The following is a 22529-nucleotide window of genomic DNA, read 5'->3' on the forward strand; positions in this document are numbered from 1 at the left end:
TACATTGGTAGTAAATCTGAATGCAGACCGGTGTAATTCCGGAACCGGACCGGTGTCGTGGGGCCGGTGTCGCCGATTCAGGGGCGGGAAAGCCGTTCCGGCCTGCCGGGCCAGGTCGCCAGCACGACACCGCCCAGCGCCAGCGCGTAGGCCAGCAACTGCGTGCCGCTCATCCGCTCGCCGAGGAAGAGCAGGCCGATCAGCGCCGTGGAAACCGGCAGGAAGACCATGAACACGCCGGCCTTGGCGGCGCTGACGTGCTGCAGGCCCTTCATCCACAGCCAGACGGTGACGGTGCTGGCGGCGATCGCGTAGAACAGCAGCAGCCCCCAGTCCTTGGGCGCAACGGCGCCGAAGTCGAAATCGACGGCCTGCCACAGCCCCAGCGGCGTGACCAGCACCAGCCCCCACAGGTTGATCAGCGCGCTGATGCGCCGCGGCGGCAGGTCGGCCGTCAGCCGCTTGCCGATGACGACGTAGCTGGCTTCGCAGCACATCGCGCCGACCAGCAGCAGCGCCCCCCAGATCGAGGTCTGCCCGAGCTGCGGATCCGCGGCGCCGCCATGGCGGTCGAGCGCCACCATCACGATGCCGCCGACCGCGGCCGCGATGCCCAGCAGCGTCCGCGGCGCGATGCGCTCGCGCAGGAACAGCCAGCTCATCAGCGCGACCGTCGCCGGGATGCCGGCCATGATCACGCCGGCCACGACGGCCGAGCTGTGCTTCATCCCGAACAGCAGGCAGATCGAGAACAGGAAGTTGCCGAAGAACGATTCAAGGAACAGCAGGAAGCGAGTCCGGCCGGAGAGCGGCTTCTCCGCCGGGCCGCGCCGCAGCCACGGCAGCATGAACACCGCCGCCATGCCGAAGCGCAGGAAGGCCAGCAGGAAGACCGGGAAGGCCAGCACCAGCAGCTTGGACAGGCCGACGTAGCTGCCGATCAGGCTGGTGCTGGCGGCCAGGCTCAGGTAGGAGAGCCACGGCACATGATGACCGTGGTGGCCCTGGTGGCCGTGATGCTCGTGGGCGGCGGGCGTCGGATCGGTGGTGGCGCTGGACATGGTGCGGGATGATGCCCCACGCCGTCACTTGAGCCGGCGCAGCGCCACGCGGATCGCATCAATCATGCGGTCCAGGTGCTCGCGCTGGGCGATCAGCGGCGGCGACAGCGCCAGGATGTCGCCGGTGGTGCGGATCAGCACGCCCTGCTGCCAGCAGTCGAGGAAGGTCTCGAAGGCGCGCTTGGTCGGCTCGCCGGCGCGCGGCGACAGCTCCACGCCGCCGACCAGTCCGAGGTTGCGCACGTCGATCACATGCGGCTCGCCGCGCAGCGCATGCAGTTGCTCGGCGAAGTAGCCCTGCAGCTCCGACGCGCGCGTCAGCAGGCCGTCCTCGGCGTAGGTGTCCAGCGTCGCCAGGCCCGCCGCGCAGGCCAGCGGGTGCGCCGAGTAGGTGTAGCCGTGGAAGAACTCGATCAGATGCTCCGGGCCGGTCATGAAGGCCTCATGGATGCGCTGCTGCGCCAGCACCGCGCCCATCGGCACGCAGCCGTTGGTCAAGCCCTTGGCCACCGTCATCAGGTCCGGCGTCACGCCGAAGGTCTGCGCCGCGAAGGCGTTGCCGGTGCGGCCGAAGCCGGTGATGACCTCGTCGAAGATCAGCAGGATGCCGTGCCTGTCGCAGATCTCGCGCAGGCGCTGCAGGTAGCCCTGCGGCGGGATCAGCACGCCGGCCGAGCCCGCGACCGGCTCGACGATCACCGCCGCGATCGTCGATGCGTCGTGCAGCGCGACCATCCGCTCGAGGTCGTCGGCCAGTTCCGCGCCATGGGCCGGTTGGCCGACGCTGAACGCGTTGCGCGCGAGGTCGTGCGTGTGGCGCAGGTGGTCCACGCCCGCCAGCAGCGTCCCGAACATCTTGCGGTTGGCGACCATGCCGCCCACCGACATGCCGCCGAAGTTGACGCCGTGATAGCCGCGCTCGCGGCCGATCAGCCGGGTGCGCTGGCCCTCGCCGCGGGCGCGGTGGTAGGCGAGCGCGATCTTCAGCGCCGTTTCCACCGACTCGGAGCCGGAGTTGGTGAAGAAGACCTTGTTCATGCCCTCGGGCGCGATCTGCGCCAGGCGCGACGCGAACTCGAAGGCCTTGGGATGGCCCATCTGGAAGGGCGGCGCGAAGTCCAGCTCGGCGGCCTGTTCCTGGATCGCCTGGACGATGCGCGGCCGGTTGTGGCCCGCGTTCACGCACCACAGGCCGGCCACGCCGTCCAGCACCTGCCGGCCCTGATCGTCGGTGAAGAACATGCCGTCAGCGCGCGTGAGCAGGCGCGGCGACTGCTTGAACTGGCGGTTGGCCGTGAACGGCATCCAGTAGGCGTCGAGGTTGGGCGTGGTCATGGGAACTCCGAGGTCGATGCCGGGCAGTCTAGGCAAGCCGCCGCGCAATCGGTGAGCGTTCCGGAGGCGGGTAAACCCCTGAATGCGCAACCCAATGCGGCGAAAAGGGGGGAGTCTTCGAACACAATGCCGCCCATGGTCAAGGAAGTGCAACTGGATGCGATCGACCGCGCGATCCTCGCGGTCTTGCAGCGCGACGCGCGCATCTCGAATCAGGACCTCGCGCAGCAGGTCCATCTGTCGCCGTCGGCGTGCCTGCGGCGGGTCAAGCGGCTGGAGGACAGCGGCGTCATCGACCGCGTGGTCGCGCTGCTGAATCCGAAGGCGATCGGCAAGCCCGGCACCAGCTGGACCATCGTCAACCTGGAGCGGATGACGCCGGCGGCGCTCGCCGAGTTCGAGCAGGCGGTCAAGGACGCGCCCGAGTTGCTCGACTGCTTCTACGTGGCCGGCACCAACGACTACCTGCTGCGCTTCGCCTACAAGGACGCAGACGACCTCGAGCGGCTGCACACGCACGTGCTGATGCAGCTGCCGGGCGTGGCGAAGGCGAACTCGATGCTGGTGCTGCGGACGGTGAAGAAGTCGAGCGCGTTCCCGCTGGACTGAGCCGCGCCCTCGCTTCAGGCCGCGCGCGGTCTGAGCACGCGCAGCATCGGCAGCAGCTGGATCAGCAGCATCGCGCCGAGGATCAGCGCGCAGCCCGCCAGGCCGGCGCTGCCTAGCCGGTCGCCCATCAGCAGGTAGCCGAAGATCGCGGCGAACAGCGTCTCCGACGACAGGATGATCGCGGCGTCCGCGGCATGGGCGTAGCGCTGGGCCACGACCTGCCCGGTGAAGGCCACGCCCACCGACAGCACGCCGGTGTACAGGATGGGACCGGCGGCGGCCTGCAGGCCGGCCCAGCTCCAGGACTCGAAGCCCAGTCCCCAGGCCAGCGCCACCACGCCGCAGAACAGGAACTGGCCGCCGGCGACCGTGAATGGCGCGTTCATCCGGTCGGCGACCAGGCCCACCAGCAGCACGTGCACCGCCCAGGGCAGCGCCGACGCGATCACCCAGGCATCGCCCAGGCCGATGCTGAGCTCGTGCGCCCCCGACAGCAGGAAGGCGCCGGCCAGGCAGGCCAGCGCGCCGGGCCACACCGACCAGTGCGGCAGGTGGCGCAGCAGGATCCAGCCCAGCAAGGGCACCAGCGGCACGTAGAGCGCGGTCAGGAAGCCGGCGTTGGTCACCGTCGTGTACTGGATGCCGATCTGCTGCAGCGCCGCGCCGACGGTCAGCAGCGCGCCCAATCCCATGATCTTGAGCGCGTCGCCGCCGCGCAGCGCGGCCGCACCCGCGGCGCGGCGCTCGCGCACGATCAGCGGCAGCACCACCAGCGCGCCGATCAGGAAACGGATGCCGGTGAACATCATCGGGCCGATGCTCTCCATCCCGTGGGCCTGGGCGACGAAGGCGGAGCCCCAGATCATCGCGATGAGGGTGAGCAGCAGATTGGCTTGGATGCGGGTCATGGGCGGAGAGTGTCAAGCACAGCGGCGGTCGCGCCCGATGGTCAGGGCGCGTCAGCCTTCATGAGCTGAGATAGGCGATTTCTTCAGGGCTGAAGCCGGCGGCGCTGCGCGCCTCGACGTTGAACGGCGGGCGCAACTTGGGCGCCTCGAAGCGCTCGACCAGTTCGGGGTAGAGCGCCACCGGATCGAGTCCGCGCTCGCGGCACAGGTGGCGGTACCAGTGGTTGCCGATGCGCACGTGCCCGACCTCGTCGCGCAGGATCACGCCGAGGATCTCCACCGCGCGCGCGTCGCCGGCCTTGGCGAACTTGGCCTGCAGCGGCGGCGTGGCGTCCAGCCCGCGCGCCTCCAGCGTGCGCGGCACCAGCGCCATTCGCGCCAGCACGTCGCCGGCGGTGCGGCGGGCCATCGACCACAGCCCGTCGTGCGCGTCGAAGTCGCCATAGCGGCGCCCCAGCGATTCGCGCAGGTGAGCATCGAGCAGCGAGAAGTGCAGCGCCTCCTCCGACGCCACCTGCAGCCAGTCCAGGTAGAACGCGCGCGGCATGCCGGGGAAGCGCCAGACCGCGTCCAGCGCCAGGTTGATCGCGTTGAACTCGATATGCGCGATGGCGTGCAGCAGTGCCGCGCGGCCCTCGGGCGTGAACGGCGAGCGCGATGCGACCTGCAGCGCCGCGACCAGGCGCGGCCGCTCCGGGCGGCCGGGCGGCTCGGTCTCGGGGACGAGGAGGGCGCCGGCGTCCAGGATGAGGGCGTGCGCGTCGCCGGCGGGCCCGGTGGCCGTGGCCTGGGCATGAAGCGCGCGGGCCGCCTGCGCCTTGGCCTGCGGGTCCGCGATCAGAAGGACCTGCAGCGCGCGGGTTCGAAGTTCCATTCGTAGAATTATCGGCCTCCCGCACGATCGCCGAACCTGGACCGCCGAACCCGGACCGCCGAACCGTCCACGGCACCGGCCGCTTGCGAGCGCGCCACTTGCCCCCATCTCGGGACCTTCCCCCCACAGATAACTCGAATCCGCCGAAGGAATCGCCATGACCACGCCCCTCAAGCCCGCCCCGAGCGAGCTCCACAAGTTCCTCTTCGAAGGCCTGCCGGTGCGCGGCATGCTGGTGCGCCTGGACGAGGGCTGGAAGGAGCTGCTGGGCCGCCGCAAGGAGCCGCTGGCGCCGGCGGTGCGCGACCTGCTCGGCCAGATGACCGCGGCGGGCGTGCTGATGCAGGCCAACATCAAGTTCAACGGCGCGCTGGTCTTCCAGGTCATGGGCGACGGGCCGCTCAAGCTCGCAGTGGCCGAAGTGCAGCCGGACATGACCTTCCGCTCCACCGCCAAGACGCGCGACGCGGTGCCGGACGACGCGACGCTGCAGCAGATGCTCAACGTCCATGGCCAGGGCCGCTGCGCGATCACGCTCGATCCGAAGGACAGACTGCCGGGCCAGCAGCCGTATCAGGGCGTCGTGCCGCTGAACGGCCCCGATGGCCGGCCGCTGGAAAAGCTCAGCGACGTGCTGCAGCACTACATGCGCCAGTCGGAGCAGCTCGAGACCACGCTGGTGCTGGCGGCCAACGACCAGCTCGCGGCCGGTCTGATGATCCAGCGCCTGCCCATCGAGGGCGAGGGCAACCTGGAGGCGGGCGCCTCGTCGGGCGTCGCGCGCGAGGAGATGGAAGAGGCCTACAACCGCATCAGCATGCTGGCCTCGACGCTGACCTCGGAGGAGCTGCTGACGCTGGACAGCGACACCATCCTGCGCCGCCTGTTCTGGGAGGAGACGGTGCGCCGCTTCGACCCGCAGTCGCCGCGCTTCCAGTGCACCTGCTCGCGCGAGCGCGTGGGCCGCATGCTGCTAGGCCTGGGGCGCCAGGAGGTGGACGAGGTTCTGGCCGAGCTGGGCGGCGTCGAGATCGGCTGCGAGTTCTGCGGCAACCACTATGTCTTCGACGCGGTGGATGTCGGCGAGCTCTTCACCGATCCGCAGAATCAGGCGCCGGGCTCGCGCCAGGTCCAGTGAGGGGAACGGCCCCGAGGGGACGGATCGTCAGCGATCCACTCGCACCGCGCGATCGAGCGCGGTCGGCTGCACGCGCGTGGCGCCCCGCGCCTTGAAGTAGGCCTCCAGCACGTCGACGTCCACCGGGCCCGTCTGCACGAAGCGCGCGTCCTTCAGCGCGACGAAGCCGTCGCCGCCGACCTGCAGGAAGGCATTGATCGCCACGCGCAGCGTCTGGTCCGGGCTGATCGGCTTCCCATCGAGCGTCATGCTGCCCGGCACCACGCGCGAGCCGAACGGGCGGCGCTTGTCCCAGCGATAGCTGAACCCTTGCGACAGCTGCAGCGGCAGCCACTTCGCGTCGTTGTTCTGCCATTGCTGCTCGAGCACCTGCTGCAGCCGCGCGCCGTTCATCTCGACGACGACGATCGCATTCGAGAACGGCAGCGCCGCGAACAGGTCACCAAAGGTGACGCGATCGTCCTCGCGGTGGATCAGGCCGGTGCGCACGCCGCCGATGTTGGTCATCGCGATCTGCGCGCCCCCCGCGGCCGGCGCGCGGGTCGCCGCCAGCATCGCGTCCGCGACCAGTTGGCCCATCGTCGTGCCGCCGCCTTCGTTCCTGTCGCCGCCGTCTTTGCTGAGCGCCTGGCCGAGGAAGCCGACCGGCCGCTCGATCAGCGGCTGCGCGACCTGCTGGTAGCTGTTGATCAGCAGCGTCTGGCGCGGATCCTTCGCGGTCTCCGGACGGACGACGACGTTGTTCGCGCTCGCCTGCGTGAGCGTGCCGGTGGCGCGGTCCAGCGTCAGGTCGATCTCGGTGACCAGCGTGCCGTAGCGATGGCTGCTGGTGACCAGCCGGCCGTCGATGCGGCAGTTGTAGGCCTGGTGCGTGTGGCCCGACACGATCAGGCCGACGCGCTTGTCGAGCTTCTTCACGATGTCGACGATCGGGCCGGAGATGCCCGGGCAGTCGTTGATGCCGCCGGTGGGATAGCCGCCTTCGTGGATCAGCACCACGAACGCGTGCACGCCCTGGCGCTCCAGCTCGGGCACCAGGCGATTGATGGTGTCAGCCTCGTCGTCGAAGCGCAGACCCTGGATGCCGGTCGGGCTGACCAGCTCCGGCGTGCCCTTCAGCGACAGCCCGATGAACCCCACCGGCACGCCGTCGAAACGCTTGATCGCGTAGGCCGGCAGCACGGACTGGCCGGTCCTGGTGTCGATCGTGCTCGCGGCGAGGTACTGGTACTTCGCGCCCTTGAACTCGGTCGGGCCCTTGCAGCCGTCCTTGGGATGGCAACCGCCGCGCTGCTTGCGCAGCAGTTCGTCGATGCCCTGGTCGAACTCGTGATTGCCCACCGACGACAGGTCCAGCCCCATCAGGCCGAGCGACTCGATCGTCGATTCGTCATGGAACAGCGCCGAGAGCAGCGGGCTCGCGCCGACCAGGTCGCCAGCGGCCACGAACACGTGGTTCGGGTTCTTCGCCTTGATCTGCGCAACCACGGTGGCCATGCGCTCGGCGCCGCCGGCGTCCAGCGTGATCGTCTTGTCCGGCGCTTGAGGATCGGGGAGCTTGATGCCGCCGGCCGGGGGCATCAGGTTGCCGTGGAAGTCGTTGATCGCGATCACCTTGACGGCCACCTCGCCCGTGCGCGCTTTCGCGGGGGCGGGCGGGGCGCTGAGGATCGGCGGCTGCGGCGCCTGCGGGGCCGACGGATTCAGCGCGCCGCAGGCGGCGAGCAGCGCTGCGCTCAGCAGCATCGACAGCGTGCCCAGCGGGCCGCGCACGGAGGGGCGATTCATCGGGAGCTCCAAAGCGCCTGCGCAAATGTTTGCGGCGGCGAAGCGGCGCATTGTGCCTCGCGCCTTTCGGGATTTCGTGAGGACCGCGTTCAGGCGCGCGGCAGCCGCTCCGCAGTGCGGCTGGCGTGCTCGCAGTCGGGGTCGTCGCAGAGCTCGCACCGCCAGTCGCCGCCGAGTTGCTCGCCGCGCTGGAGCAGGCGGCCGAACAGGCCGTCCTCGCGCCCGAGACGCGGCCGCAGCAGCGGACCGAGCGCGTTCAGCGCCTGCTGGAGGCGCTCCGGGCCGGTGCCGCTGACCAGGCTGTAACCCAGGCCCGCGTCGCGCAGCGCGCGGCGCAACAGCCGATCGGTGGGTTGCTGTGCATGCGGGCCGTCGCGCTGGCCGTCGGCCACCCAGGGCAGGTCCAGCGCCATCAGCAGCGTCGCGTCCATGCGGGCCTGGACGTCGAGCGCGAAGGGGTAGAGCGACGCGTCGTCGAAAAGCTGCTCGCTGTAGACCGCCGTCATCAGCGGCGTCGTGTCGTGGATCACGACGTCGTGCGCCACGGCGGCGGCTTCGGCGCGGCGCCATTGCTCCTGGGCGATCGCGCGCTGCTCGGCGGAGCGCGGCGTGCGGCCTTCGCGGTCGCACCACTCGCGCAGGTACTCGCCGACCAGCGCGCAGCGCAGCCGCGTCTGCGCATTCAGATGGTCGAGCAGCGCCAGACCGAGCTGGCTCTTGCCGGTGCTCTCGGCGCCGACGAGGGCGATGTGCAGCGTCATGCGTCGTGCAGGTTCAGGCCGCGATCGCGGCCGGACGCAGCTGGCGCTGCCAGGCGCGCCAGCCCGCCACCGACATCGGCACGAACACCGCGTACAGCACCACCGTCAGCCAGTAACCCTTGAGCGCGAACAGCGCGATGCTCACTAGGTTCACCATCACCCAGACGGGCCAGTTCTCCTGGTACTTGCGGCCGAGCAGCCATTGGCCGGTGATGCTGGCCACCGTGGGGAGGGCATCCCAATAGGGGAGCGGCGAATCGGTGCGGTGCTGCAGGAACAGCCCCAGCAGCGGCCAGGCCGCGAGCGTGACCAGCAGCGCGGTCATGCGGCCGCGCGGGCCCAGCGTGCGCACGCGCAGCGCCTCGCCCTCGGCGGTGCGGCCGCGCAGCCACTGCCACCAGCCCCACAGCGCCAGCGCCGCGAAGAGCAGCTGCAGCGTGGCCTCGCCATAGAGCTTGCCGCTCCAGAACAGCAGGAAGTACAGCAGCGAGCTGGTCAGCGCCAGCGGCCACGCCAGCACCTGCACCCGCATGTTGCAGACGACCATCCAGATCGCCAATACGAAGGCAACCAGCTCCAACCAACTGATCGGGCTGCCCAGCGCGGTGAACGCCGGCGAGAGCGCCCAGCGCAGCGCGGCCGAGAGCAAGGGGAGGGACGACAACGGGCCGGTCAACGCATCCATCGGCGTGAGCATGCGGGAGTTGCGGAAGTTCAGCGGCGCAGCGGGACGAAGACCTCGTCCGGCTTGACCATGCCCAGCTCCATGCGGGCTTTCTCCTCGACCATCTCGAGGCCCTCGCGCAGGTCGAGCAGTTCGGCCTGCAGCTGCGCGTTGCGCGCGCGGGCCTTTTCATTGGCGTCCTCCTGCTCACGCAGTTCGGCGCGCAGCTGGACGCCGCGGGCCAAGCCGCCCTTGCCGGCCCACAGCTGGGCCTGGATGGCAACGAGGAAGGCGGTGAGGACGATGGCCAGGGCTTTCACAGGCCGCGAGTGTAGCTGCAATGAAAAAAGGCACGCCCTGCGGACGTGCCTCCTGGCGCCACTTGCGCGCCATTCCTGCGTCGTTGCCGCGACATTCGTGCGGCATCCCCCGCGAAAGGGGGAAGCCGCACGCGCGCGATCAGCGCAGGTTGTAGAACGCGGCGCGGCCCGGATAGACCGCCACGTCGCCCAAGTCTTCCTCGATGCGCAGCAGCTGGTTGTACTTGGCCATGCGGTCCGAGCGCGACAGCGAGCCCGTCTTGATCTGGCCAGCGTTCAGGCCGACGGCGATGTCGGAGATGGTCGAGTCCTCGGTCTCGCCCGAGCGGTGCGAGATCACGGCCGTGTAGCCGGCGCGCTTGGCCATCTCGATGGCGGCGAAGGTCTCGGTCAGCGTGCCGATCTGGTTGATCTTGATCAGGATCGAGTTGGCGATGCCCTTGTCGATGCCTTCCTTCAGGATCTTGGTGTTGGTGACGAACAGGTCGTCGCCCACCAGCTGCACCTTGTCGCCCAGCTTCTCGGTGATGTGCTTCCAGCCGTCCCAATCGCCTTCGGCCATGCCGTCCTCGATCGAGATGATTGGGTACTTGTCGACCCAGGTGGCCAGCATGTCGGTCCACTGCTCGGCCGTCAGCTGGATGCCGCCTTCGCCTTCCAGCACGTACTTGCCGTCCTTGTAGAACTCGCTGGCGGCGCAGTCCAGGCCCAGCGCGATCTGCTCGCCGGCGGTGTAGCCGGCCTTGTCGATCGCCTCCAGGATCATCTGGATCGCGGCTTCGTGGTTCTCGACGTTCGGGGCGAAGCCGCCTTCATCGCCGACGGCCGTGGACATGCCCTTGGCGTCGATGATCTTCTTCAGCGCGTGGAAGACCTCGGCACCCCAGCGCAGCGCTTCGCGGAACGACGGCGCGCCCACGGGGATGATCATCAGCTCCTGCAGGTCGATCGAGTTGTTGGCGTGGGCGCCGCCGTTGATGACGTTCATCATCGGCACCGGCAGCTGGTTGCCGGCCATGCCGCCGAAGTAGCGGTACAGGGGGAGGCCCGACTCTTCCGCGGCGGCGCGCGCCACGGCCATCGACACGGCCAGCATCGCGTTGGCGCCCAGGCGGCTCTTGTTCTCGGTGCCATCCAGGTCGATCAGGGTCTTGTCCAGGAAGGCCTGCTCGGAGGCGTCCAGGCCCAGCACGGCTTCCGAGATCTCGGTGTTAATGTGCTCGACGGCCTTGAGCACGCCCTTGCCCAGGTAGCGCGACTTGTCGCCGTCACGCAGTTCGATGGCTTCGCGCGAACCGGTCGACGCGCCCGACGGCACGGCGGCACGGCCCATCACGCCGGATTCCAGCAGCACGTCGCATTCCACGGTGGGGTTGCCGCGGCTGTCGAGGATCTCGCGGCCGACGATGTCAACAATGGCGCTCATGGGAACAGTCTCCAGAAGTGAAAAAACTCGGTCGGCGCGCATGGTGCCAGCAACGGGTTACCGCCGCTGAACAAGCTGCGGCTCAGACGCCGTCGACGACCACCATGCGCATCACGCCGGCGTGCTCGCGCAGCGACTTGGCATGCTGGTAGGTCTCGGACTCGTAGAAGGCTCTTGCGGCCGCGCGGTCGGGGAACTTCAGCACGACCAGCCGGGTCGGCGTCCAAGGGCCTTCCAGCACCTCGATGGCGCCGCCGCGGACCAGGATCTCCGCGCCGTGTTCCTCGATCGCCTTCGTGCTCCATTCCCGGTACTTGGCCATCTGCTGGGCATCGGTCACGGTCACGTCGACGATGAGGAAGGCGGGCATGGCGGTCGTTTCCCAGGAAGTCAGAAGTCTTGAAGTCCGTCGCGGCCCGGGCGTTCAGGCGGCCGCGGGCGCGCTGACCTCGTGGCCGGCCTTGGCCTTGTGTTCCAGCGCGGCCTTGATGAACGCGATGAACAGCGGATGGCCGTCCCACGGGGTGGACTTGAACTCCGGGTGGAACTGCACGCCCATGTACCAGGGGTGCACGTCGCGCGGCAGTTCGACGATCTCGGTCAGCTTCTCGCGCTGCGTGATCGCCGAGATCACCAGGCCCGCGTCCTGGAGCTGGTCCAGGTATTGCTCGTTGGCCTCATAGCGGTGACGGTGGCGCTCGTTCACGACCGGGCCGTAGATCTCGTAGGCCAGTGTGCCGGGCTTGACGTCCGAGCTCTGCGCGCCCAGACGCATCGTGCCGCCCAGGTCCGACTGCGCGGTGCGCTTCTGGATCGAGCCGTCCGCGTCCTGCCATTCGTCGATCAGCGCGATCACCTTGTGCGGAGCGTCGGGCTCGAACTCGGTCGAGTTGGCGCCGTCAAGATGCGCCTTGTGGCGCGCGTACTCGATGGTCGCGACCTGCATGCCCAGGCAGATGCCGAGATAGGGCGTCCTGTGCTCGCGCGCGTACTGGGCCGCGAGGATCTTGCCCTCGACGCCCCGCTTGCCGAAGCCGCCCGGCACCAGGATCGCGTCGTACTTCTCGAGCTGCTTGATGTGATCGGTGTCCAGCGTTTCGGAGTCGACGTATTCGATGTTGACGCGGGCGTGGTTGTGGATGCCGGCGTGGCGCAGCGCCTCGTTCAGCGACTTGTAGCTGTCCGACAGGTCGGTGTACTTGCCGCACATCGCGATCGTCACTTCGGTCTTCGGGTTCTCGACCTCGTTGACCAGCATGTCCCAGCGCTTGAGGTCGGCGGACTTGGTGTTGAGCTGCAGCTTGGTGCAGATCAACTGGTCCAGGCCCTGCTCGTGCAGCACGCGCGGCACCTTGTAGATCGTGTTGACGTCCCACATCGAGATCACGCCGTACTCGGGCACGTTCGTGAACAGCGAGATCTTTTCGCGCTCGTCGTCCGGGATGCGGCGGTCGGCGCGGCACAGCAGCGCGTCGGGCTGGATGCCGATCTCGCGCAGCTTCTGCACGGTGTGCTGGGTGGGCTTGGTCTTGAGCTCGCCGGCGGCGGCGATCCAGGGGACGTAGGTCAGGTGCACGAACGCGACGTTGGTCGGTCCGAGCTTCAGGCTCATCTGGCGCGCGGCTTCCAGGAAGGGGAGCGATTCGATGTCGCCGACGGTGCCGCCGATCTCGACGATCGCCACGTCCACCGCGTCCGCCGTGCCGTGACCGGCGCCGCGGCGGATGAAATCCTGCATCTCGTTGGTGATGTGCGGGATGACCTGGACGGTCTTGCCGAGGTAGTCGCCGCGGCGCTCCTTCTCCAGGACCGACATGTAGATCTGGCCGGTCGTGAAGTTGTTGCTCTTCTTCATCCGCGTGGTGATGAAGCGCTCGTAGTGGCCCAGGTCCAGGTCGGTCTCGGCGCCGTCGTCGGTGACGAAGACTTCGCCGTGCTGGAACGGGGACATCGTGCCCGGATCCACGTTGATGTAGGGATCCAGCTTGATCAGGGTGACTTTGAGGCCGCGGGACTCGAGAAGGGCCGCGAGAGAGGCCGATGCGATGCCCTTGCCGAGAGAGGACACGACACCGCCGGTGACGAAGACGTACTTGGTCATTGTCTTGCAGCGCCTGATTTCGTCCGGATGCGTCGTACCGGACCTCAAAACGCCGTGGTGGTAAAGCGCGATTATAGCGACGCCGTCCTGGCCTTCATTTCGCCGATCAGCTCCAGCACCAGCCGGGCCGTGTCGTCGGGCCGCTCGAACGGATAGAGGTGGGTCCCCTCGAACCAGCGGAACAGGTCCTTGGCCAGCGCCTTGGAGCCCGCGGCCGTGGCCTGTCTGAGCTCTTCGGACTGCGTGCCCGCGACGAAGGCCACCGGGCATTTCGGCGCATGGCGCTTGAGGATGCGGGGCAGGTTGTGCGGCAGCGTGTTGTAGATGCGGGTCTCGATCTCGCGGCTGAAACCCAGGCGCACCTGGCCGTCGCCGTGGTCGTCGAAGCCGCTGTCGATGTAGTCCTGCAGCACGCGCGGATCCCAGCGCGCGAACTTGCCCTTGGCCGCGAAGTGCGCGTGGGCCTCGGCGCGGCTGGGCCACTCGTAGCGGCGCTGGTGCGAGATCTTGCCCGGCGAGACCCGCTTGATGAAACCCGCCGACTTGGCCACACGCAGGCTGTGCGCGCGCCAGCCGTCGACGACCGGCGAATCCAGCATCACCAGCCCCTGCGCGAGCGCCGGCTTGCGGCACGCGGCCAGCAGCGACAGCAGCCCGCCCAGCGAATGCCCGACCAGCATCACCGGTCCGTCGGGTTTCACCTCGTCCTGGATGAAGTGCAGCAGTTCGTCGCGCAGATGCGGCCAGTTGCTGGTCACCGGATAGCGCGGGTCATGTCCGATGCGAGGCAGCGCGTGCACGGTCCAGCCCGCTTCGCGCCAGATGTCGAACAGCACGCGATAGCAGCCCGACGGAAACCCGTTCGCATGCGAGAAGACGAGGATGCGGGGCGGCGGCGTCTTTTCTGGGGTCATGGCGGGCGGACTCAGCGGGCTCAATGGCGGCCGGCGGCCAGTGTCTTCAGTTGGTAGAGCGCCGCATGGGCCTCGCGCGGGCTGAGCGCGTCGGGGTCCAGGTCGCGCAGCGCGTCCAGCAGTTCCGAGGGCTCCTGCGCGGGCGCGCCAGGCGCCGGTTCCGGGGGCGCGGCGAACAGATCGATCTGCGACTCGCCCTCGCTCGCGCGGGACTCCAGCGCGTCCAGCGCGGTCCGCGCCTGGCGCACGACCATCGTCGGCATGCCGGCCAGCCGCGCGACCTGCACGCCGTAACTGCGGCTCGCCGGGCCGGGCTGGATCTCGTGCAGGAAGACGATGTCGTCGCCGCTCTCGACCGCCGACACATGCATGTTCACGGCCTGCGGATGCTTGGCCGGGAACTCGGTCAGTTCGAAGTAGTGGGTCGCGAACAGCGTGAACGCGCGGCACTTGTCGTGCAGGTGCGTCGCGATCGCGCCGGCCAGCGCCAGGCCGTCGAAGGTCGAGGTCCCGCGGCCGATCTCGTCCATCAGCACCAGCGACTGTTCGGTCGCGCTGTGCAGGATGGCGGCGGCCTCGGTCATCTCGAGCATGAAGGTCGACTGCGCGTTGGCCAGGTCGTCCGCCGCGCCGATGCGGGTGTGGATCGCGTCGATCGGGCCGAGCCGGCAGGCCGTGGCCGGCACGTAGCTGCCGATCGCCGCCAGCAGCGTGATCAGCGCCACCTGCCGCATGAAGGTGCTCTTGCCGCCCATGTTCGGGCCGGTGATGACCATCAGCTTGGTGCGGGCGTCGAGCCGGCAATCATTGGCCATGAACTCGCCGGCGCCGGTCTCGCGCAGCCGCGCCTCGACGACCGGGTGACGGCCGCCCTGGATGTCGATGCAGGGGTGCGAGACGAACTCGGGGCGGCACCAGTTCAGCACGGCCGCGCGGTCGGCAAGCGCCGCCAGCGCGTCCAGCGACGCCAGCGAGCGGGCCAGCCGGCCCAGCGCGGGCATTTCCTCGGTCAGCTGTTCGACGACCAGTTCGTAGAGCATCTTCTCGCGGGCGAGCGCGCGCTCGCTCGCCGACAGCGCCTTGTCCTCGAAGGCCTTGAGCTCGGGCGTGATGAAGCGCTCGGCGTTCTTCAGCGTCTGGCGGCGGGTGTAGTCGCTGGGGATCTTTTCCAGGCCGCTGTTGGTGACCTCGATGTAGAAGCCGTGGACCTTGTTGTACTGGACGCGCAGGTTGGCGATGCCGGTGCGGGCGCGCTCGCGGACCTCCAGCGCGAGCAGGAATTCGTCGCAGTTGGTCTGCACCGCGCGCAGGTCGTCGAGCTCCTCGTCGAAGCCCTTGGCGATCACGCCGCCCTCGCGCAGCAGCGCGGAGGGTTCCTCGGCGATCGCGCGGCTGAGCAGCTCCGCGATGTGCGGCGAGGCCCGCAGGCCCTCGGCCAGCTGGTCCAGCAGCGGCGCGCCGGCCGGGACCGTCTGCGCCAGCTCGGGCAGGATCAACAGCGTGGCGCGCAGGCCGGACAGTTCGCGCGGGCGCACCTGGCCCAGCGCGATGCGCGCGGCGATGCGCTCCACGTCGGACACCTGGCGCATCGCCTCGCGCAGCGGCTCGAAGCCGGTGGTGATGAGCTCGGCGATCGCGGCCTGACGTTCGCGGGCCGTGGTGCGCTCGCGTTCCGGATGCAGCAGCCAGTGGCGCAGCGCACGGCTGCCCATGCCGGTGCGGCAGACATCCAGCAGCGACAGCAGCGTGGGCGAGGTCTCGCCGCGCAGCGTCTGTGTCAGTTCGAGGTTGCGCTGCGTGGCTGGAGGGAGGTCCAGCAGATCGGTCGCGCGCTGCACCTGCAACTGCTTCACATGCAGCAGCGCGCGGCGCTGGGTCTGCTGACCATAGGCCAGCAGGCAGGACGCGGCGGCATGAGCGGCGGTGAGGTCCTGGGCATTGAAGCCTTGCAGGCTCGCCACGCCCAGTTGCTCGCACAGCTTGCGCTGGCCGAGCGCCGCATCGAACTGCCAGGTCTGGGCGTAGCTCACGTTCAGCCGTGTGGCGGCCAGCACCTCCGGCACCTTCTCGCGGTCGACCAGCACCTCGGCCGGCGTCAGCCGCGCGAGCCACGAGGACAGCTCCCGTTCGCTGCATTGCGCCAGGCCGATGCGGCCCTGCGTCATCGACAGCCAGGCCAGCCCGATCGACTTGCCCTGCACCGCGAGCGACAGCAGCACCGCGTCCTGCTTGTCGGAGAGCAGCTCCAGGTCGATGACGGTGCCGGGCGTGACCACGCGCTGCACCTGGCGATCGACGGGGCCCTTGCCGACCCCCACCTCGCCGACCTGTTCGGCGATCGCGACCGATTCGCCCAGGCGGATCAGCTTGGACAGATAGGTCTCGAGCGCGTGCACCGGGACGCCGGCCATCACCACGGGTTCGCCGGCGCTCTGGCCGCGGGTGGTCAGCGTGACGTCCAGCAGCGTGTTGGCCTTGCGGGCGTCGTCGAAGAAGACCTCGTAGAAGTCCCCCATGCGATAGAACAGCAGCCGGTCCGGATGCTCCGCCTTGAGGCGGAAGTACTGCTGCATCATCGGCGTGTGCTTGCTGAAATCGTCGGTCGCGGCGCTGGTCATCGGTGGCGGGAAATGGACAACGCCCTCGGTCGGAGGGCGTTGTGGTGGGTGGCTGGGAAGGGAGTGTAGGGCATGGCCGGACACGGTCGGGTGTCCTGGCTTCACTGGTAGAGACGGTGCTCGGGATCGAGCCAGACGACGTAGAAGACTTCGTCGACCAGGATGCCGTGCACGCGACCATGTTCATTGGCGCTGAGCTGGAATTGCCAGGCCTCGTGGTCGTCCCACTCGCTCGACAGAGATGGGAACCCCTGCGCTTCGGTGGTCGCCAGCCAGCGATGCCGGTGCGCGCGCAACGCCTTGGCCTTGCTGGCCCGGAACTCGTTCACCTGAAGCGATGAGATCGCCTGCAGCCTCGAGAGCAGTTGCTGCAGATAGCGTTTCGCATCTGCGGCCGGTTCAAGTCCGAACTTGCGAGTTGTCTGCAGCAGGCGGAAGGAGAACTTCATCAAGTTGTCCGGCAGGCCCCGATGGACATGTTCGCGGGGTGCGAGCATCAGCGGTTGGCGCTTCTTCATGCGACCTCCGGGCGGGCCTCCTCGGCCTGGAAGAAGCGTTTCATCGATTCGTGGGTGACCTCCTCCCGGCACCCCTCGTGATGATTGGAGAGTCCCTTGCGAGCCTCGATCCAGGGCGATTCCAGTCGCGTGCGAATGTGCAGGGAGTACCCTGTGTCGACGCCGTAGAGCTCGATGACCTCATCGATCAGCTTGCGCAGGCGATCGTCGAGATCCCGGGGTGGATCGATGGGCTCCGTGATCGGACGTCCCCAATGTCCGTCGTAGAGATCGTGGACGGCCGGGCACGTCGGCCCGTGCATCCAGGCTTCCAGGCGCTCTGGAAACGCAGGTTCGTTGAAATGCGCGAGATGCCAGCCCTGCACGTAGTACAGCAGCTTGTGCAGTTTGGCGGTCGTGATCGGATCCCCGACCTCCTGGAATGCCGCAAGGATGTATTCGGAGATCTTTCGAGCGCTGGCTGGCATGGATGTCACCTCATGGGCTGTGGTGCGATTGGCTTGCAGCCATGCTAGGTCCGCCGCGGCGGCCCGCGCTTCAACCATTCGCGCCAAAAACGACAAAGCCCTCCTCAGGAGGGCTCTGTCAGCGGGCGTAAGGAACGCCTCGCGCCGCGCGCTCATCGCCGCAAAGGCCGATGGCGACGGGCTTCTCAGCCTTCGGCGTTCTCGTCGGTGGTCTTCTTGATGCGCACCGGGCCGCGCTTTTTCGGCGCTTCCCCCTCGACGGGGGCCTTCTTCCGGGGGGACGGCGTTTCCGCCGGCGCGTCCGTCGCGGCGGCATCCGCATCCAGATCGTCTTGCGTGATCACGCGGGTGTACGGCGCCAGGATCTGCACCAGCGGACCGTAGATGCGCGGCGTGCCGGCGACGATCTCGCGCTGATGCAGGAAGTCCGGCTCGCCGGTGAAGTTGCCGACCAGGCCGCCCGCCTCCTGGATGATCAGCGAGCCGGCCGCCACGTCCCACGGATTCAGGCCGGTCTCGAAGAAGCCGTCGTAGTGGCCCGCGGCCACGTAGCACAGGTCCAGCGCCGCAGCGCCCGGACGGCGGACGCCGGCGACTTCGGTCATGACCGCCTCGAACATCTTCAGATAGCGCTTGAAGTTGTCGCCGCGGCGGAACGGGAAGCCGGTGCCGATCAACGCATCGCTCATGCGGGTGCGCTTGCTCACGCGGATGCGCTTGTCGTTCAGGTAGGCGCCGCGGCCCTTGGTCGCGTAGAACAGGTCGTTGCGGGTCGGGTCGTACACGACCGCCTGCTGCACCACGTTGCGGTGCGCCAGCGCGATCGACACGCAGTAGAAGGGCAGGCCGTGGATGAAGTTGGTGGTGCCATCGAGCGGGTCGATGATCCACTGGTATTCGGAGTGCCGCGCGCCATGCTGGCGGCCGGATTCTTCGGCCAGGATGCCGTGATCGGGGTAGGCCTGCAGCAGCGTCTCGATGATCGCCTGCTCGGCGGCCTGGTCCACTTCCGTGACGAAGTCGTTGGGCGACTTGGTGTTGATCTTCAGGATGTCCAGGTCCATCGACGCGCGGTTGATGATCGCGCCGGCGGTACGCGCCGCCTTGATGGCGACGTTGAGCATGGGATGAAGGGCGGCTTGCGTCATGCGGGACGTTTCCTGTGCTGGGAAGTGGACTGGCGAAGGGAAAGAGCGGTGCGGCGGGGCTCGAGACGACGGGGTCGGATCGAAGCGGGTCCGGCGCGGATAATCGGCCATTTTGGCACAGACTCGTGGTTTCCCCTATGCCCCCGGCTGACTCCGGCCTGACCGCACCCCCTCCCGTGTCCGATCCGACACGCTTCGTGCTGATCGAGACCAGCCATCCCGGCAACGTCGGCTCGACCGCGCGGGCGATGAAGGTGATGGGCTTTGGCGACCTGGTCCTGGTGAGACCGCGCTTCGCCGACGTGCTGAGCCAGGAAGAGACGGTCGCCATGGCCAGCGGCGCGGCCGACATCCTGGCGCGGGCGCGCATCGTCGACCGGCTCGAGGACGCGCTGGAGGGCTGCACCTTCGTCTGCGCCACCGCGATGACGCCGCGCGACTTCGGTCCGCCGACGCGCATGCCGCGGGAGCTGTTCGGCGAACTCGCTCGCAAGGGGGAGGCGGCGGACGGCGGCATCACCCATCAGTTGGCCTTCCTGTTCGGTTCCGAGCGCTATGGCATGAGCAACGAGGACGTCTACCGCGCCCACGCGGTGCTGTCGATTCCGACGCATCCGGACTACGGCTCGCTGAACCTGGCGCAGGCGGTGCAACTGGTCGCCTACGACTGGCGCCAGGCGCTGGGCGGCTTCGCCGTCGAGGCCCGCACGGCGGATCCGCGGCTGGCGGACGCGCGCTCGGTGCAGGGGCTGCTCACGCATCTGGAGAGCAGCCTGGTGCACCTGGGTTATCTGGACCCGGCCTCCCCGAAGAAGCTGATGCCCCGGCTGAACCAGCTGTTCAACCGCGCCGGCCTGACGCAGGAGGAGGTCCACATCCTGCGCGGCATCGCCCGGGCGATCGAGAAGACCCGGCCGGCGGGCGGCACGCCCCCCACGCTTGGGGGAGACGAGTAAGCCTGGGCGCCACACGCGGCGGGCCGCGAGTAGGCCTGTGCGGGGCAAGGTCGGGACCCGCCGCTAAACTGGCCGACCCTCAGCATCGGACCCCTCGCGGGGTTCAACGGGTTCCCCCATGTTCCAGCGTCTTCGCGAAGACATCGCCTGCATCCTCGAACGCGACCCCGCCGCCCGCTCGGCCTGGGAGGTGCTGACCTGTTATCCGGGTCTGCACGCGCTGATGATGCATCGATGCGCGCACTGGTTCTGGGTCCGCGGCTTCCGGTGGCTGGGGCGATTCACCTCGCACATCGGGCGCTTCCTGACGGGCATCGAGATCCACCCCGGCGCGACCATCGGCCGGCGCGTGTTCATCGACCACGGCATGGGGATCGTCATCGGCGAGATGACCGAGATCGGCGACGAGGTCACGATCTACCAGGGCGTGACGCTGGGCGGCACCTCGCTGGTGAAGGGGGCCAAGCGGCACCCGACGCTGGAGCGCGGCGTGATCGTCGGCGCCAATGCCTGCATCCTCGGCGGCTTCACGGTCGGGGAGGGCGCGCGCGTGGGTTCGGGCGCGGTGGTGACCAAGCCGGTGCCCGCGGGCGCGACGGCGGTCGGCAATCCGGCACGCATCATCGAAGCCAAGGGCGATGCGCAGCGTGAAGCGGTGGCGGCGCGGATGGGCTTCTCGGCCTACGGCGTCACGCAGGGTGACGACCCGGTGGCGCAGGCGATGAAGGGCCTGATCGACAACGCGGCGGGCCATGAGCACCAGATCGCGCTGCTGTGGCAGGCGATCGCGAAGCTGTCGGAGGCGGAGCGCACGGACTGCGTGCCGCAAGAGGCCCAGCAGGCCGAGAACTTCGACGCGGCCGAGCTGTCGAGACTGGTGAAGTAAGCCGCTTTCCCCTCTCTCCACTCCTCGCATTCCAACTCCCTCGCCCCCGGCAGGGGGAGAGGGTGGGGGAGAGGGGTCTTCGCAGTGCCGCGGTGGTGTGCAATGCCTACACCGCTGGCCCTCACCCCCACCCTCTCCCGCAAGCGGGCGAGGGAGTAAGAGGAGAGAAGCGCAAGAGCGGTGGGCTCGTCGGGCGCGGAAGACGCCGCGAATCAGTGGTGATGTCCGTGATCGCCATGGGCGTGCCCATGGTCGATCTCTTCCTGCGTGGCGGCGCGCACGTCCTTGACCTTGACGCTGATCTTCAGGTGCTGGCCAGCCAGCGGGTGGTTGCCGTCCAGGTGCACGGTGTCGCCCTTGATCTTCACGACGGTGAAGACGTGGAAGCCGTCATCGGCGGTGGGCTCGGTCTCGCCTTCGGCGGCCTGGCGGATCTGCAGCTGGCCGCCGACCTTCACGCCGGGCGGGAAGTCCTTCTTGGGGATGGTGATGAGCAGGTTCTCGTCGCGCTCCCCGAAGCCGGTCTCGGGTGTGAGTTCGATGGTGGTGGCGAAGCCCTTTTCCTGGCCTTCGAGCGCGGTCTCGATGGCCGGCAGCGTGTTGCCGTAGCCGCCGATCAGCAGCGCCATCGGCTCGTCGGTCTTCTCGATGACCTGGCCGAGCTTGTTGGCCACCTTCAGTTCGACGGTGGCGATGGTGTCCTTGGTGATCTTCATGATGTGTTGCTCTTCGCTTCTTGCTTCTCGTGGAGGCGTCTGGAGGGGAGGTCAGCCCGCGCGCTTGGGGCGCTGGGCGGTCTTGGGGCGGAAGGCGGCGCAGACGGCGTCGCGCGTCTCGAGATAGGGGCCGCCGATCAGGTCGAGGCAGTACGGCACGGCGGCGAAGATGCCGCGGGCGGCGTCATGGCCGGCGAGGGTTTCGGCGATGGCCTTGGGCTGGCCGGGCAGGTTGATGATCAGCGCCTGGCCGCGGATGACCGCGACCTGTCTCGACAGGATCGCCGTCGGGACGAAATGCAGCGAGATCTGCCGCATCTGCTCGCCGAAGCCCGGCATCACGCGGTCGGCGACGTCCATCGTCGCCTCGGGCGTGACATCGCGGATGGCCGGGCCGGTGCCGCCGGTGGTGAGCACCAGGTCGCAGCGCGCGTCGTCGACGAGCTCGCGCAGCGTCCGGGCGATCAGCTCGCGCTCGTCGGGGATCAGTCTGGGCTGGAACTCGATCGGATTGAACAGCGCGGCGCTGAGCCATTCCTTCAGCGCGGGCAGGCCCTTGTCCTCGTAGACGCCGGTTGACGCGCGGTCGCTGATGGACACGATGCCGATGCGGACCGCTTCCGGCGGCGGCAGGCCGTCGACGTTCACCGCGGCGGCCGCGTCACTCATCGCCGTCCTCCGCGTCATCGTCATCGCCGCCGTTCGCGGCGGCGCCCTTGGCCGCCAGCACATGGCCCTTGACGAACTGGAACAGCTCGCGCCAGGCGCGGCCATTGCGCTGCTCTGGTGCCTGGGCCCGGTCCTTGCGGGCGGCGCGGATCAGGCTGCGCAGTTGCTGGACATCGACCTCGTCGAAGCTGTCGATGAAGCCTTGCAGCGCGTTGTCGTCCTCGACGAGGCGCTCGCGCCAGCGCTCGGCCTGATGCAGCTCGAGCGAGTCCTGCGCGCGGCCGAGCTTGAACTCGGCCACGGCCTGGCGGATCGGTTCGGGATCGACTTGGCGCATCAGCTTGCCGATCAGCTGCAGATGGCGCTTCTTGCCGCTGCGGGCGGTGCCGGCGACGATGCGGCGGCCTTCCTTGATCGCGTCCATCAGCGACTCGGGCAGATTCAGGGCGGCGACGCGTTTCTCGGGCAGCGTGAGCAGCTCGGCGCCCAGCGCCTGAAGCGCGTCCATGTCGCGCTTGAGCTGGCTCTTGCTGGGGCGGTCGTCCTCGAAATCGTCGAGGTCCGCGCGGTCGTCGTGGTCGTCGTGAGCGTCGTGCATGGGGGAAGAAAGCGAGAAGCCCCGACCGGGAGGGGCGGGGCACAGCGCCCGTAT

The 22529-nt window shown here is 68.7% G+C and carries 23 protein-coding genes; 4 read left to right on the top strand and 19 right to left on the bottom strand.

What is annotated here, in order from left to right; genetic code table 11:
* Window positions 1-77 precede the first annotated feature (77 nt).
* On the bottom strand, window positions 78-1061 hold the full coding sequence (locus ABDW61_RS20820) for a DMT family transporter (protein ID WP_343641438.1): 984 nt from the start codon (window positions 1059-1061) through the stop codon (window positions 78-80).
* A gap of 24 nt (window positions 1062-1085) precedes the next feature.
* Entirely contained in the window at window positions 1086-2396 is a 1311-nt protein-coding gene (locus ABDW61_RS20825) for an aspartate aminotransferase family protein (RefSeq protein WP_343641439.1), read from the bottom strand.
* A gap of 135 nt (window positions 2397-2531) precedes the next feature.
* Between ABDW61_RS20825 and ABDW61_RS20830 the strand changes: the two genes are divergently transcribed.
* Window positions 2532-3005, top strand: a complete 474-nt coding sequence (locus ABDW61_RS20830; RefSeq protein ID WP_343641440.1) for an Lrp/AsnC family transcriptional regulator — start codon at window positions 2532-2534, stop codon at window positions 3003-3005.
* 14 nt (window positions 3006-3019) lie between these two features.
* On the opposite strand, the gene ABDW61_RS20835 is transcribed toward ABDW61_RS20830, so the two are convergent.
* Both ABDW61_RS20835 and ABDW61_RS20840 read right to left on the bottom strand, forming a co-directional pair.
* Complete coding sequence (locus ABDW61_RS20835) at window positions 3020-3913, bottom strand: DMT family transporter (protein WP_343641441.1); 894 nt, start codon at window positions 3911-3913, stop codon at window positions 3020-3022.
* Window positions 3914-3971: 58 nt separating this feature from the next.
* Complete coding sequence (locus ABDW61_RS20840; protein WP_343641442.1) at window positions 3972-4787, bottom strand: ferritin-like domain-containing protein; 816 nt, start codon at window positions 4785-4787, stop codon at window positions 3972-3974.
* Between the two features lie 157 nt (window positions 4788-4944).
* On the opposite strand from ABDW61_RS20840, the gene ABDW61_RS20845 reads away from it, so the two are divergent.
* A complete protein-coding gene (locus tag ABDW61_RS20845; protein WP_343641443.1) occupies window positions 4945-5925 on the top strand; it encodes an Hsp33 family molecular chaperone HslO in 981 nt (326 codons plus the stop codon).
* Window positions 5926-5952: 27 nt separating this feature from the next.
* On the opposite strand, the gene ABDW61_RS20850 is transcribed toward ABDW61_RS20845, so the two are convergent.
* From ABDW61_RS20850 to ABDW61_RS20905, 12 genes are all read right to left on the bottom strand, one after another.
* A complete protein-coding gene (locus ABDW61_RS20850) occupies window positions 5953-7713 on the bottom strand; it encodes a bifunctional metallophosphatase/5'-nucleotidase (RefSeq protein WP_343641444.1) in 1761 nt (586 codons plus the stop codon).
* An 89-nt stretch (window positions 7714-7802) separates the two neighbouring features.
* Window positions 7803-8474 carry an AAA family ATPase gene (locus ABDW61_RS20855; protein WP_343641445.1) on the bottom strand — a complete coding sequence of 224 codons (672 nt, stop codon included), beginning with the start codon at window positions 8472-8474 and terminating at the stop codon, window positions 7803-7805.
* Window positions 8475-8487: 13 nt separating this feature from the next.
* Window positions 8488-9171, bottom strand: coding sequence for a nicotinamide riboside transporter PnuC (gene pnuC, locus ABDW61_RS20860; RefSeq protein ID WP_343641446.1), 684 nt, complete (start codon window positions 9169-9171; stop codon window positions 8488-8490).
* 17 nt (window positions 9172-9188) lie between these two features.
* Window positions 9189-9458, bottom strand: coding sequence for a septum formation initiator family protein (locus ABDW61_RS20865; protein WP_343641447.1), 270 nt, complete (start codon window positions 9456-9458; stop codon window positions 9189-9191).
* A 139-nt stretch (window positions 9459-9597) separates the two neighbouring features.
* Window positions 9598-10884, bottom strand: coding sequence for a phosphopyruvate hydratase (gene eno, locus ABDW61_RS20870; protein ID WP_091723658.1), 1287 nt, complete (start codon window positions 10882-10884; stop codon window positions 9598-9600).
* An 82-nt stretch (window positions 10885-10966) separates the two neighbouring features.
* Entirely contained in the window at window positions 10967-11254 is a 288-nt protein-coding gene (locus tag ABDW61_RS20875) for a DUF1330 domain-containing protein (protein WP_343641448.1), read from the bottom strand.
* Between the two features lie 54 nt (window positions 11255-11308).
* A complete protein-coding gene (locus tag ABDW61_RS20880) occupies window positions 11309-12985 on the bottom strand; it encodes a CTP synthase (protein ID WP_343641449.1) in 1677 nt (558 codons plus the stop codon).
* A 71-nt stretch (window positions 12986-13056) separates the two neighbouring features.
* Window positions 13057-13899, bottom strand: a complete 843-nt coding sequence (locus ABDW61_RS20885; protein WP_343641450.1) for an alpha/beta hydrolase — start codon at window positions 13897-13899, stop codon at window positions 13057-13059.
* Window positions 13900-13919: 20 nt separating this feature from the next.
* Window positions 13920-16517, bottom strand: a complete 2598-nt coding sequence (mutS, locus tag ABDW61_RS20890) for a DNA mismatch repair protein MutS (protein ID WP_343641451.1) — start codon at window positions 16515-16517, stop codon at window positions 13920-13922.
* A 101-nt stretch (window positions 16518-16618) separates the two neighbouring features.
* A complete protein-coding gene (locus ABDW61_RS20895) occupies window positions 16619-17035 on the bottom strand; it encodes a hypothetical protein (RefSeq protein ID WP_343641452.1) in 417 nt (138 codons plus the stop codon).
* Complete coding sequence (locus tag ABDW61_RS20900; protein ID WP_343641453.1) at window positions 17032-17502, bottom strand: type II toxin-antitoxin system antitoxin SocA domain-containing protein; 471 nt, start codon at window positions 17500-17502, stop codon at window positions 17032-17034. The genes ABDW61_RS20895 and ABDW61_RS20900 overlap by 4 nt, the downstream gene beginning before the upstream one ends.
* Window positions 17503-17687: 185 nt before the next feature.
* Window positions 17688-18650, bottom strand: coding sequence for an inositol monophosphatase family protein (locus tag ABDW61_RS20905; RefSeq protein ID WP_343641454.1), 963 nt, complete (start codon window positions 18648-18650; stop codon window positions 17688-17690).
* Window positions 18651-18826: 176 nt separating this feature from the next.
* Here ABDW61_RS20905 and ABDW61_RS20910 point away from each other — a divergent pair, with 176 nt between their 5' ends.
* Together ABDW61_RS20910 and cysE are read left to right on the top strand one after the other, a co-directional pair.
* The gene (locus ABDW61_RS20910) at window positions 18827-19606 is read left to right on the top strand and encodes an RNA methyltransferase (protein WP_343641455.1); all 780 of its coding nucleotides are present in this window, start codon (window positions 18827-18829) and stop codon (window positions 19604-19606) included.
* A 118-nt stretch (window positions 19607-19724) separates the two neighbouring features.
* Window positions 19725-20492 (top strand): serine O-acetyltransferase, encoded by a 768-nt coding sequence (cysE, locus tag ABDW61_RS20915; protein ID WP_343641456.1) that lies wholly within the window; start codon window positions 19725-19727, stop codon window positions 20490-20492.
* Window positions 20493-20704: 212 nt separating this feature from the next.
* On the opposite strand, the gene ABDW61_RS20920 is transcribed toward cysE, so the two are convergent.
* From ABDW61_RS20920 to yjgA, 3 genes are read right to left on the bottom strand one after another with little or no spacing between them, the layout of a single operon-like run.
* A complete protein-coding gene (locus ABDW61_RS20920) occupies window positions 20705-21208 on the bottom strand; it encodes a peptidylprolyl isomerase (RefSeq protein WP_343641457.1) in 504 nt (167 codons plus the stop codon).
* Between the two features lie 51 nt (window positions 21209-21259).
* Window positions 21260-21877 (bottom strand): molybdopterin adenylyltransferase, encoded by a 618-nt coding sequence (gene mog, locus ABDW61_RS20925; protein ID WP_343641459.1) that lies wholly within the window; start codon window positions 21875-21877, stop codon window positions 21260-21262.
* Window positions 21870-22475, bottom strand: coding sequence for a ribosome biogenesis factor YjgA (gene yjgA, locus ABDW61_RS20930; protein WP_343641461.1), 606 nt, complete (start codon window positions 22473-22475; stop codon window positions 21870-21872). Before yjgA ends, mog begins: the two co-directional genes overlap by 8 nt.
* Window positions 22476-22529: the final 54 nt, after the last annotated feature.

This window comes from Roseateles sp. (assembly GCF_039595595.1).
Taxonomy (GTDB): Bacteria; Pseudomonadota; Gammaproteobacteria; order Burkholderiales; family Burkholderiaceae_C; genus Roseateles.